The following is a 12,608-nucleotide window of genomic DNA, read 5'->3' on the forward strand; positions in this document are numbered from 1 at the left end:
AGACAACCAGCCGAAACCAGCCACCCGGGGCTCATCTGTCCGCGCCTTCCGTTTCCGTCAGGCACTTTTACTACGTTAGCTGACCGTTTTCGCTTCGTCAAACCGATTGAATTCGGCCCGACATCTGCTCAAAGTCGATCGAGCTTTCCCAGATCAGGACGCAGCCTATCGACTTCGCCGATCAAGGATTCCGGCAGTCCGGCCGCTCGCGGAGTTCCCCACGCGCTCGCCCGGCTCGCTGCCGATCGTTCACTCTACCCGGTCGGGTCCGCAACTCCAAATCGCCCTGTCCGAGCCTCCGGAGTCGCCCCGCCCGCCAGGCCCGATGCGGCGGTTACCCGCCGTCTGACCTGGTACCTCACCTGTAGGTTCCGGCCTTTGCGCGTTTCGCGCCGTTCGTCCGTTCCCCTGCGGGCAGAGAGAAAATTACGCGGCGGGGCGAGCCGGCGTCAAATCCACGGAAGGCATTCCGCGTCACATCACCGCGCCGGCACCAGCTCCACCCCGGCGAACGTCCGCTTGCCCCGGCGGAGTACCAGGAAACGGCCGTGCAGCAGCGCCTCGGACGGAACCGTCGCCTCGACGTCGGTCACCCGCTCGTTGTTCACGTACGCGCCGCCCTCGGTGATCGCCCGCCGTGCCTCGTTCAGGCTGCCAACCAGGCCCGTCTCGCGAAGCAGCCCGGCCACCGGCGGAAGGGTCTCCAGTTGGACCAGGCCGGCCTCGGACAGCGCCGCCCGCAGGGTCTCCGGGGCCAGCTCGTCCAGGGCGCCCCGGCCGAACAACGCCTGGCTGGCGGCGACCGCCTGCCGGGCCTCCTCCTCGCCGTGCACCAGCGCGGTCAACTCCTCCGCGAGCGCCCGCTGGGCCACCCGGGCCGCCGGCCGCTCCGCCGTCGCCTTCTCCAACTCCTCGATCTCCGAGTGCGAACGGAAACTGAAGTAGCGTAGGTACTGCGCCACGTCCCGGTCGTCGCTGTTGACCCAGAACTGGTAGAAGGCGTACGGGCTGGTCATCGTCGGGTCGAGCCAGATCGCGCCGCCCTCGGTCTTGCCGAACTTCGTGCCGTCCGCCTTGGTCACCAGCGGGGTGACGAAGGCGTGCACCGGGCCGGCGCCACGACGGCGTACGTAGTCGACCCCGGCGGTGATGTTGCCCCACTGGTCCGAACCGCCGAACTGCAACGTGCAGCCGTACCGCCGGTGCAGCTCGAAGAAGTCGTTGGCCTGGAGGAGCTGGTAACTGAACTCGGTGTAGCTGATCCCACTCTCCAGCCGGGCCTTGACCACCTCACGGGCCAGCATCCGGTTGACCGGGAAGTGCTTGCCGACGTCGCGGAGGAACTCGGCGACCGACATCTCGCCGGTCCAGTCCAGGTTGTTCACCGGACGCGCCGCGTTGTCACCCTCGTACGACACGAAGGGCGAGAGCTGGGTCCGGATCCGCTCCACCCAGCTCGCCACCACCTCCGGGCTGTTCAGCGTCCGCTCGCCCCGCTCGTTCGGGTCGCCGATCAGACCGGTGGCGCCACCGACCAGCAGCAGCGGCCGGTGACCGGCGAGTTGCAGCCGGCGGGCGGTCAGCACCTGCAACAGGTTGCCGATGTGCAGGCTCGGCGCGGTCGGATCGAACCCGACATAGAACGTCACCGGACCCGAGCGGAAGTGCTGCGCCAGCTCGGCGGGATCGGTCGAGTCGAAGAGGAGACCCCGCCACCGCAGGTCGTCGAGCGGAGACTCCCCGCCGGCGGGCGCGGCGGAGGAAAGGCTGCTGTCGGTCACGGTGCAGATTCTCCACCATGCCGGCGGCCGGCCCGTAGCCGGTTTCGACGGCCGGGCGGCCCCCGGTGGGTGACACCGGACCGTTGACGGGACAGGACGGTCGAAGGCACGCTACCCGGGCCAGCCCGGAACAAATCTCCCGACCCGTGGAGGCGTACCCCCTGTGACCGTGCCGAGTCAGACCCGCCCGCCTGCCTCGGACCCCGTCGCCGACGGCGGCCTGGTCCACCTGCGCCGGGCCGGGGTCAGCCTGCTGCTCGACGGCACCGATCCCGGGATACCGGCAGTGCTGCACTGGGGCGCCGACCTCGGGCCGCTGACCGGTCCGGAACTCGCCGATCTCGGCGCCGCGTTGCGCCGGCCGGCCCGCCCCGGCACCCCCGAGGGCCGGGCGGTCGGCATCCTGCCGGAACACACGTACGCCTGGTTCGGCCGGCCCGGCCTGTCCGGGCACCGCGCCGGCCGCGACTGGTCGCCCCGGTTCCGCCGGACCGACCTGCGGGTGCGGGACGGACAGGACGACACCGGCGCCACGATCGTCGTCACCGCCACCGACGACGCCGCCCGACTCGACCTGGTCCTCGAACTCGAACTGGACCCGGCCGGGCTGCTCCGGCTGCGCGCCGAACTGGCGAACCCGCCGGACGCCGACCCCTACCAGCTCGACGGTCTGGTGCTCGGGCTGCCGGTGCCACCGCAGGCGGACGAACTGCTCGACCTCACCGGCCGCTGGTGCCGGGAACGCGCACCACAGCGGACCCCGTTCACCGTGGGCACCCGGTCCCGGGAGAGCCGGCGCGGCAAGCCCGGACTGGACGCCTCGCTGCTGATGGTGGCCGGTACGGCCGGCTTCGGCTTCCGCTCCGGCGACGTCTGGGGAGTACACCTGGGCTGGAGCGGCAACCACCGGATCTACGCCGAGCGGACCCCGGACGGCGAGGCAGTGCTCGGCGCCGGCGAACTGCTGCTGCCCGGCGAGATCACGCTCGCGCCCGGCGAGCGCTACCGGACGCCCTGGCTCTACGCGTCGTACGGGCACGGGCTGGACGAGCTGTCCGGGCGGTTCCACGCCCACCTGCGCCGGACGGCGGAACCGGAGCGGCGGGCCCGACCGGTGGTGGTGAACACCTGGGAGGCGGTCTACTTCGACCACGATCTCGACCGGCTCACCGCGCTGGCCGACGCCGCCGCCCGGGTCGGCGCGGAGCGGTTCGTCCTGGACGACGGCTGGTTCCTGGGCCGCCGCAACGACCAGGCCGGGCTCGGCGACTGGTACGTGGACCCGGCCGTCTGGCCCGACGGACTGCACCCGCTCGTCGCACACGTACGCGGGCTGGGGCTGGAGTTCGGGCTCTGGGTCGAGCCGGAGATGGTCAACCCGGACTCGGAACTGGCCCGTACCCATCCGGAGTGGATCCTCGCCACCGGGGACCGGATGCCCCGGCAGGCCCGCTGGCAGCAGGTCCTCGACCTGACCCACCCGGAGGCGTACGCACACGTGCTCGGCCGGCTCGACGCGCTGGTCCGGGAGTACGAGATCGCGTACCTGAAGTGGGACCACAACCGGGACCTGCTCGACGCCGGCCACCAGCCGTCCGGGCGTCCCGGGGTGCACGGGCAGACCCTGGCGACCTACCGACTCCTCGACACGCTGCGGGAACGCCATCCGGGCCTACAGATCGAGTCGTGTTCCTCCGGCGGCGGCCGGGTCGACCTGGGCATCCTGGAACGGACCGACCGGATCTGGGGCAGCGACTGCATCGACGCGCTGGAACGGCAGTCGATCCAGCGCTGGACCCAGCTCCTGCTGCCGCCGGAGCTGATCGGCTCGCACGTCGGGTCGGCCCGGGCGCACACCACCGGACGTACCCACGACCTCGGGTTCCGGGCCGGCACCGCGTTCTTCGGCAGTTTCGGCATCGAGTGGGACATCACCGCGGCCAGCGCCGAGGAGGAGCGGGAACTAACCTGGTGGGTGGCGCTCTACAAGCGGCATCGCACACTCGTGCACGGCGGGACGGTGGTCCGGGTCGACCATCCGGACCCCGCGCTGTGGGTGCACGGGGTGGTCGCGCCGGACCGCAGCGAGGCGATCATGGCGATTGTGGCCACCGCGACCGGCACGCCGGTCAACCCCGGTCCGGTACGCCTGGCCGGGCTGGACCCCGACCGCCGGTACCTGGTCCGGGTGGTCGCGCCGGAGAACGCCGACCGCATCCTGCCCGCGCCGCCTGCCTGGACGACCGATCCCGGGGTACGCCTCACCGGACGCGCCCTCGCCCACGCCGGCCTACAAGCCCCGCCGTTGCGCCCGGAACAGCTCCTGCTGGTCCACCTGGACGGCAACTGACCCGGCCGGGATGAGCCGCGTTCCGGCGCACTGCCGGGGACCGCGCCCGACGAGACCGCCCGGCACAACTCCCCGTCCCGGGCTACGGTGTGGTGCCGTCGGGGCCGGGCACCGGTCAGCGGCCCGGTACCGTGACCAGTCCGGTCCGGTAGGCCACGATGACGAGCTGGGCGCGATCCCGGGCGTGCAGTTTGCCGAGCAGCCGGCCGACGTGCGTCTTCACCGTGGCCGGACTGAGCCGCAGATGGCCGGCGATCTCGGAGTTGGACAGGCCCCGCCCGATCAGCGTGAGCACCTCCCGTTCCCGGTCGGTCACCCCGGTCAGCTCGCGGGCCACCGGCCGGTCCGGCTCCGGCCACCGGGCGAACTCGGCGATCAGCCGACGGGTCACGCTCGGGGCGAGCAGCCCCTCCCCGGCGGCGACCACCCGGATCGCCGTCAGCAGATCCTCCGGCGGGGCGTCTTTGAGCAGGAAGCCGCTGGCGCCGGCCCGGATCGCCGCGTAGACGTACTCGTCGAGGTCGAAGGTGGTGAGGATCAGCACCCGGACCCGACCGGCGGTGGGTGAGGCGACGATTCGCCGGGTCGCCTCGATGCCACCCAGCTCGGGCATCCGGACGTCCATCAACACCACGTCCGGGTGCTCCCGCTCGGCCAGCTCCACCGCTGCCGCACCGGTGCCGGCCTCGCCGACCACGGTCAGTCCCGGCGTGGTCTCGATCAGCACCCGGAAACTGCCCCTGAGCAGCGCCTGGTCGTCGGCGATGAGTACCCGGACGGGCTCGGTGCTCACCGGTCGCCGGCCGCCGGGTCGTGCACCGAACCGGCTGCCACGCCGGCTGGCAGGCCATCCGCCCTCAGGTCGGCGGGCCGGATCGGCAGCCTAGCCGAGATCCGGAAACCGCCGCCGCCGGTCGGCGCGGCCTCGAAGGTGCCGCCGTACAGGTGGACCCGCTCGCGCATGCCGATCAGGCCCTGTCCCTTCGGGTCCGCCGGCCGGACCGGTCGACCGGGCTCGTTGACCACCTCGACCCGCAACTCGTCCCCGGACCCCGTCACGGCCACCCGACAACGGACCGGCCCGGCGTGCTTGACCACGTTGGTCAGGGCCTCCTGGACGATCCGGTACACCGAGCGGCCGACATCCTCCGGCGGTCTCGTCCCGTCGGGCAACTCCAGCACCAGCTCCGGAACCAGGCCGGCCGCCGCCGCCCGGTCCAGCAGGCCCGGCAACTCGGCCAGGCCGGGCGCCGGACCGAACTCGGCCGACGCGTCAGGCGTACCGGCCCGGAGCACGCCGAGGGTACGGCGCAGCTCCGCCAGCGCACTCCGGCTGGTCGCCTCGATGTCCCGCAGCGCGTCCCGGACCTCCGTCGGGCGCGACTCCGCCACGTGGTTCGCGATCGCCGCCTTGACCGTGATCACGCTCATGCTGTGCGCCACGATGTCGTGCAGCTCGCGGCTGATCCGCAGCCGCTCGTCGACCGTGGCCTGCCGGGTCAGCTCCACCGCCGACCGGGCCGCGTACGCGCGCCGCTCGCGTACGGCGCGGCCGAGGATCCAGGTCGCGATCAGGAGCAGCAGCAGAAAGCCGATCCCGGCGACCGCCTCGTCCCGGTCCGACGTCTTCGGCAGTACCGCCAGCACGGCGCCGGCCAGTACCAGCGACAACGCCTGGACCGACCGGCGCAGCGGCAGGACGACCGCCGCCTGGTAGAGCGCGAAGGCGACCGCGACGAACACCGGTGGCGAGGCGTAGACCGGTACCACCTCGAACAGCAGGGCGGCGCCCGCGCCGACCGTGACCACGAACAGCACCGGTACCGGCCAGCGTCGGCGTACCGCGATCGGGACCGAGACGGCGAGCGTGAACAGCAGGGAGAGCCAGACCGGCTCGTGCACCAGCGGATCGGGGATCCCGGTCTCCGCCGGCGGATCCGCGGCGGCGTACCCACAGACCAGCGCCAGCCCGACCGCCGCCAGTACGTCGAGGACGATCAGGTCGACCCGGCGCAACCGGCGGGTGAGCAGCGGACGCGGGTGGACGGCGGTCATCCGTCGACGGTAGCGGCCGACCCGGCCCGGCGCGTCCACCCTCGGCGGGTCATCCTCCGGTCTGACCCGCCGTGCGCGGAGGCCGCCGGCATACCCCGCCGGGCCGGGCCGGAAGTGACGGCTCCGCTCCGATGTGCCGGGCCGGCCGATGACCGATCTTCGACGACATGACGGAACTCTCCGACGGCACGACAGAACCAGCCGGAACGACAGACCGAGCCGGGACAGCGGGACCAGCGGGAACGACAGACCGAGCCGGGACAGCGGGACCAGCGGGAACGACAGGACCAGCCGGGACAGCGGGACTGGCCGAAGCGACGGGACGAACGGGAACAGCGGGACCGGCCGGAACGACGCGACGAGCCGGAACGACGCGGCACGAGGGGGCACCGGAGCTGACGGTCGCCGTGCGGCTCCACGAGGTGGTCCGGGCGTACGGCGACGGACCCCGGCGGGTGGCCGCGCTGGACGGGGTGACGGTCGACTTCGACCGGGGTACCTTCACCGCCGTGATGGGGCCGTCCGGCTCCGGCAAGTCGACGCTGCTGCACTGCGCCGCCGGGCTCGACCGGCCGACCGGCGGCACGGTCACCATCGACGGAACCGACCTCGGCACCCTCGGCGAGACCGCGCTGACCCTGCTGCGCCGGGCCCGGGTCGGGTTCGTCTTCCAGTCGTACAACCTGGTGCCGGCGCTGACCGCGGCGCAGAACGTGGCGCTGCCGCTGCGACTGGCCGGCCGCCGGCCCGACCCCGCCGAACTCGACGCCACACTTGCCGAGGTCGGCCTGACCGGGCGGGGCCGGCACCGCCCGGACGAACTCTCCGGCGGCGAGCAGCAGCGGGTGGCGATCGCCCGGGCCCTGATCAGCCGGCCGGCGGTGCTCTTCGCCGACGAGCCGACCGGCGCACTGGACACCCGGACCTCCCGGGACATCCTCCGGCTGCTGCGCGACCTCGTCGACCGGCACCGGCAGACGGTGGTGATGGTGACCCACGACCCGGTGGCCGCCGCGCACGCCGACCGGGTGGTGCTGCTGGCCGACGGACGGGTGGTGGACGAACTCGGCGGCGACCTGGCGGCAGAGACGATCGCGGCCCGGATGACCAGGCTGGAACCGGCATGCTGACCCTCGCCGCGCTGCGGGCCCGCTGGACCGGACTGGTCGGCCCGTTCGTCGCGCTCTGCCTCGGCGTGGCGCTGATGTCGATGACCGCGCTGATCCTGGTCTCCGCGCAGCCCCGGGTGCCGGACCGGTACGCCGGGGCGGCGGTGCTGGTCGCCGGGCCGACCGTGGAAGGGATTCCGGGTACCTTCCACGAGCGCCGCCCCTGGTCGCCGGAGCAGGTCGCCGCGCTGACCGGACGGCTCGCCGCGATCCCCGCGGTGACGGCGGCGGTACCCGACCGCTCGTTCTACGCCCAGGCGGTGCTCGACGGCCGGCCGGTCGGCGAACCGGCGCTGGCGGACCCGCAGGGGCACGGCTGGTCGAGTGCGGCGCTGGCGCCGTACCGGCTGACGGCGGGAGGCCCGCCGGAGCGGCCCGACGAGGTGGTGCTGGACCAGGCGCTCGGGCTCGCCCCGGGCAGCCCGGTCACCCTGCTGACCGCTACCGGACCGGCCCGGTACACCGTGGCGGGCACCCTGGACGGGCCCGGGTTCTACCTCGCCGATCCGGTGGCGGCACCGCTGGCCCGAGGGGTCCGGCTGATCGGCCTGGTGCTCGCGGACGGCGCCGACCGCTCGGCGGTGCGGGTCGCGGCCGAGGCGGTCGTCGGCCGGGACGGCACGGTGCTGACCGGCGACGGCCGGGCGGAGGTCGAGCCGCCCCGGGACGTACGGACCCGGTGGATCGGGATGCAGGTACTGACCGCGATGACGGCGCTGGCCGGATTCGTCTCGATCTTCCTCGTCGCCTCGACGTTCGCGTTCGGGGTCGCCCAGCGGCGCCGGGAGTTCGGGCTGCTGCGTGCCGTCGGCGCCACCCCGGGACAGCTCCGCCGGCTGATGTACACCGAGGCGCTGACGGTCGGTGCCGTCGGGGCGGCCGTCGGGGCGGTGCTCGGTACCGCCTGCGCGCCGGCCTTCGGCGCCGTACTTGTCGACGCCGGCTTCCAGCCCGCCGGGTTCCGGGTCCGGCTCGCGCCCTGGCCACCCGCTGCGGCGTACCTGGTGGGCCTGGTCGTCGCCCTGCTCGGCGTCTGGGCGGCATCCCGCCGGGCCGGCCGGGTACGCCCACTGGAGGCGCTGCGGGAGGCGGTGGTGGACCGTCGGCCGATGACCCGGTCACGGTGGATCGGCGGGATCGTCAGCACGGGCGGTGGACTGCTGCTGACCGTACTGCTGGCCGGGGCGGGACCGGACGACATCGTGAACTACGCGCTGTACGCCTCGATGGCGCTGACCGCCGGGCTGACCCTGCTCGCCCCGGTGCTGGTGCCGCCGCTGACGTACGCGCTGACCTGGCCGTTGGAGCGGCTGCCCGGTGCGACCGGGATGCTGGTCCGGCGCAACGCGCTGACGGCTGTCCGGCGTACCGCGTCGACGTCGGCGCCGATGCTGCTCACCGTCGGGTTCGCCGTGCTGATCGCCGGCTCGGTCGCCACCTCGACCGGCGCGTACGCGAGTCGGGACGCGGGGGCGATCCGGGCCGGTTCGGTGCTCGTTCCGGCCGGTACCCCGGGACTGTCGGACGCGGCGGTGGCCACCGTCGCCGGAACCACGCTGCTGCCCAGCACCGTCTACGCCGAACCGGCGGACGGGGCGCTGTCCGGGGCCGTCGGCGACGCCGGGTGCACCGGCGGCGGGTGCGACCGGGCGGACGGGACCGGCACCGCCGGTGGTGTGCCGGTCGTCGCGGCCGGGGTCGAGCCGACCGGGTTCGCCCGGGTCAACGGGCGGCTCGACGTGCTCTCCGGGGACTTCGCGGCGTTCGGCGGCCCGGAGACCACGGTGGTGACGGCCGGGCTGGCCGAGCGGCTGGGCTGGTCGGCGGGTAGCGGTGTCGGGGTCGGCTATCCGGACGGCACCAGCGGTATCGTCCGGGTGGTGGCGGTGGTCGCCGACGGCTCCGTACCGGTCGAGATGCTGTTTCCCCGGGAGGTGATCCGGGCCCACGACCCGTCCGCGCTCACCGAGGCGGTCTTCACGGCAGGAGCCGCCGGGAACGGGAACGAGGACAGCGGAACAGGAAACGGCGGGGTCGATTTCCGTGCCGCGCTCGGCGCTCGGCTGGTCACGGTCTCGGAGTACGCGGCGGAACGGGACGCGGCCGAGGACCGGCTGGTCTGGCTCGCCACGCTGATCCTGATCGCGGTCTCGGCCGGCTACACCGCCATCGCGCTGGCGAACACCCTGCTGATGGCGACCGCGCACCGGGCCCGGGAACTGCTGGTGCTGCTCCGCTCCGGTGCCACCGTCCGCCAGGTGCTGGCCACGGTCGCGGCCGAGTCGGCGCTGGTGGTGGCGATCGGTACCGCGCTCGGCCTGCTGGTGCCGCTCGTCGCACTGCTGGCGATCCGGTCGGCGCTGAGCGAGCAGTTCGGGGTACCGGTCGACGTGGTGGTGCCCGGTCCGACGATCGGGTTGGTGGTGACCGGCTGCCTGGTGCTGGCGCTGGCCGCCAGCGTGCTGCCGGCCCGGCTGGTACTCCGGGCCGGCCCGGGTGGCGGCGGGCACCGGGTGGAGTGACTCGGACCCGTACAAGATCAGGGGTGTTCCGCGGCGGTGCGGACCGGGAAGAAGCCCCGGGTGGGTCGGGTGGTGGGCCGTCGGTGCCGGTGCGGCCACCGGCGGCAGCCGATCGGACCCGAGCTGGGCGTGGGGGCTTGACTCCCCGGCGCACCGGGTCGACAATCCCTATGGGTTAGGTGGGGAATTGACGCAGCGGTGCGCGGTTGCCCAGCACCCCGTACCCCGTCCCCTGGTACGCCCGGACGTCCGAACTGCCGGCGCCGGCCCCCCGGCCGGAACGCCTCGACCGCCAGCCCGGACAGCCTCCCCCGACCACTTTCCCGGGAAGGAACGCCCGTGCGAAAACTCCTGCTCCTCGCCCTGGTGGGGCTCGGCGCGCAGCTCGTCGACGGCAGTCTCGGCATGGCCTACGGCGTAACCTCCACCACCCTGCTGCTGGCGATCGGCACCAACCCGGCGGCGGCGTCCGCCACCGTGCACCTGGCCGAGATCGGCACCACCCTCGCCTCCGGCGCCGCCCACTGGCGGTTCGGCAACGTCGACTGGAAGGTCGTCGCCAAGATCGGCATACCCGGGGCGGTCGGCGCGTTCGCGGGCGCCACCTTCCTGTCCAGCCTCTCCACCGAGGTCGCCGCGCCGATCATGGCGCTGCTACTGCTCACCCTGGGCGTCTACATCCTGGTCCGGTTCACCGTCGCCGGCATCCCCCGGGACCGGCTCGGCCAGCCGCTGCGCAAGCGGTTCCTGGCCCCGCTCGGACTGGTCGCCGGCTTCGTCGACTCGACCGGCGGCGGCGGTTGGGGGCCGGTCGGCACCCCGGCGATCCTGGCCAGCGGACGGATGGCGCCGCGCAAGGTGATCGGCTCGATCGACACCAGCGAGTTCCTGGTCGCGGTCGCCGCGAGCCTCGGCTTCCTGGTCGGTCTGGGCAGCGAGAACGTCAACTTCGGCTGGGTCGTCGCGCTGCTCATCGGTGGGGTGATCGCCGCGCCGATCGCCGCCTGGCTGGTCCGACACATCCCGCCACGGATCCTCGGCTCGGCGGTCGGCGGCGTGATCATCGTGACCAACACCCGTACCCTGCTGCGCAGCGACTGGATCGACGCGCCCGACAACGTGCGCTACTCCGTCTACGCGATCATCTACCTGGTCTGGGCGCTCGCGCTGGCGTACTCGATCCGGCAGTACCGCGCGCACCGCCACGAGGAGACCGTGGAGGCGATCGACACCGTCGCACCGGCCGCCGCCGGGGACGCGTCGAGCGAGAAGAGTTCCGCGCCGACTCCGGTGTGACGCCGGAGGCGATGCGGCGGGACGTACCCGAAAATGACCGGCGGCCGCGACCTTCCTGGTCGCGGCCGCCGCGCGTGGTGCCCGCCGGTCGGGGCGGGCTACTGCACCGCCAGGATGTCGACCACGAACCGGAGCGGGCCGGCCGGCTGGCCACCGGTCGGGTTGTCGCCGTACGCGAGGTCCGCCGGGATGTCGAGCTGCACCCGACTGCCGGCCTTGACCCCCACCAGGCCCTGGTCCCAGCCGGGGATGACGCCGCCGACACCGATCTGCACCGGGAACGGCTCACCCCGGTTCCACGAGGCGTCGAACTCCTGGCCGGTCTGGTAGGAGACGCCGACGTAGTTGACGGTGATCGTCTGGCCGGCCCGCACCGCCGGGCCGGTCCCCTCGATCAGCGGGGTCACGGTGAGCTTGGTCAACTCACCGCTGCCGCCCTTGACCTCCGGCCGCTGCGCCAGCCGGGGATCCAGGTCGGCGGGCGGCCGGGCCGACGTTCCCGGGCTCTCCGGCGCTCCGGTCGGCGCCGGCGGGGCGGTCGGCGCGTCGGCCGGGGGGTCGGCGGGCGACGGCTCGGCGCTGGCCGCCGGAGCGGCCGAGGACGTCGGCTCGTCCATCAACTGCGGCAACACGACGATGGCGGCGACACCCAACCCGGCCAGGAGGACTCCGATGGTTCCGCCGGCCACCCGCTGCACGCGGGCCCGGGACGCGGCGGCCTGGGCAGCGGCCGCTTCCGCGGCGGCCCGGCGCTCCTGCTTGGTCGGGCGCCGCTGGCTCGTCGGCCCCGGCTGCTCGGGGCTCTGGACCGGATCACTCATCTGATCTTGCACTCCTCGGTGGAAAAGTGGAGTAGGGCGGGACGCCGTCGGCCCGTCGAAGGGCTCCGCACACCGTACCCGCGTCGATGCTGCCAGCTTCGGCACGGTCCGCCGGCACGAGCTGGGACCGGTCGGTGTCGATGCCGCCGGCTCGACCGCCCCCGTCGACTTCGGGGCTTTCGTCGATTTCGGGGCTTTCGTCGACTTCCGGGCCTCGACCGGCGTCGGTGCCTTCAGCGGCTTCGGGGCCGGCGCGTTCGATCGGGTCGTCGGGGCCGTCTTCCTCGGTCCAGCTCATGGTCACCTTCCCGGCCAGTTCGCGGACCAGCCGCAGCGCCTCCTCCACCCCGCCGGTGACGTCCGGGACCGGATACCGCACCGCCCGGACCGTTCGCTCGGCGTCGACGACCAGGGTCAACCGCTTCAGGCGTACGGTGCCGTCGGCCCGGAAGGTCGGCAGCCGCAGCGCGCTGGCGAGTTCGAGCCCGGCGTCGGGGAGCAACGGAGAAAGAGACTCACCTGTCCTAAGCTCTGGCCGGACGGAGTCCACCCCGTCCCCCTCCACCTCGTCCACCCCGTTCACCCGCACGTCGACGGCGACGGGCCGGGACGGA

At 73.4% G+C, this 12,608-nt stretch carries 9 protein-coding genes; 4 read left to right on the forward strand and 5 right to left on the reverse strand.

The genetic code is table 11. The features are described from left to right. Positions 1–479: 479 nt before the first annotated feature. Entirely contained in the window at positions 480–1,781 is a 1,302-nt protein-coding gene (tyrS, locus tag Pen02_RS36165; protein WP_203870702.1) for a tyrosine--tRNA ligase, read from the reverse strand. A gap of 163 nt (positions 1,782–1,944) precedes the next feature. On the opposite strand from tyrS, the gene Pen02_RS36170 reads away from it, so the two are divergent. After that, positions 1,945–4,131, forward strand: coding sequence for an alpha-galactosidase (locus Pen02_RS36170; protein ID WP_307837763.1), 2,187 nt, complete (start codon positions 1,945–1,947; stop codon positions 4,129–4,131). A gap of 115 nt (positions 4,132–4,246) precedes the next feature. Here the strand turns inward: Pen02_RS36170 and Pen02_RS36175 are convergent, their stop codons facing one another. Both Pen02_RS36175 and Pen02_RS36180 read right to left on the reverse strand, forming a co-directional pair. Continuing rightward, the gene (locus Pen02_RS36175) at positions 4,247–4,924 is read right to left on the reverse strand and encodes a response regulator (RefSeq protein ID WP_203870703.1); all 678 of its coding nucleotides are present in this window, start codon (positions 4,922–4,924) and stop codon (positions 4,247–4,249) included. Then, positions 4,921–6,186, reverse strand: coding sequence for a sensor histidine kinase (locus Pen02_RS36180; protein ID WP_203870704.1), 1,266 nt, complete (start codon positions 6,184–6,186; stop codon positions 4,921–4,923). The genes Pen02_RS36175 and Pen02_RS36180 overlap by 4 nt, the downstream gene beginning before the upstream one ends. Positions 6,187–6,593: 407 nt before the next feature. On the opposite strand from Pen02_RS36180, the gene Pen02_RS36185 reads away from it, so the two are divergent. The 3 genes from Pen02_RS36185 to Pen02_RS36195 all read left to right on the forward strand — a co-directional run bounded on the left by Pen02_RS36185 (position 6,594) and on the right by Pen02_RS36195 (position 11,173). Beyond that, positions 6,594–7,316: an ABC transporter ATP-binding protein gene (locus Pen02_RS36185; protein WP_239141869.1), complete on the forward strand. Its 723-nt coding sequence runs from the start codon at positions 6,594–6,596 to the stop codon at positions 7,314–7,316. Beyond that, a complete protein-coding gene (locus Pen02_RS36190; RefSeq protein WP_203870706.1) occupies positions 7,310–9,877 on the forward strand; it encodes an ABC transporter permease in 2,568 nt (855 codons plus the stop codon). Before Pen02_RS36185 ends, Pen02_RS36190 begins: the two co-directional genes overlap by 7 nt. Positions 9,878–10,216: 339 nt before the next feature. Next, complete coding sequence (locus Pen02_RS36195; protein WP_203870707.1) at positions 10,217–11,173, forward strand: sulfite exporter TauE/SafE family protein; 957 nt, start codon at positions 10,217–10,219, stop codon at positions 11,171–11,173. A 98-nt stretch (positions 11,174–11,271) separates the two neighbouring features. On the opposite strand, the gene Pen02_RS36200 is transcribed toward Pen02_RS36195, so the two are convergent. Together Pen02_RS36200 and Pen02_RS36205 are read right to left on the reverse strand one after the other, a co-directional pair. Next, on the reverse strand, positions 11,272–11,994 hold the full coding sequence (locus Pen02_RS36200) for an FKBP-type peptidyl-prolyl cis-trans isomerase (protein ID WP_203870708.1): 723 nt from the start codon (positions 11,992–11,994) through the stop codon (positions 11,272–11,274). Further along, positions 11,987–12,568, reverse strand: a complete 582-nt coding sequence (locus Pen02_RS36205; RefSeq protein ID WP_203870709.1) for a thioredoxin domain-containing protein — start codon at positions 12,566–12,568, stop codon at positions 11,987–11,989. Before Pen02_RS36205 ends, Pen02_RS36200 begins: the two co-directional genes overlap by 8 nt. Between the last annotated feature and the right edge of the window lie 40 nt (positions 12,569–12,608).

The organism is Plantactinospora endophytica, assembly GCF_016862915.1.
Classification (GTDB): Bacteria; Actinomycetota; Actinomycetes; order Mycobacteriales; family Micromonosporaceae; genus Plantactinospora; species Plantactinospora endophytica.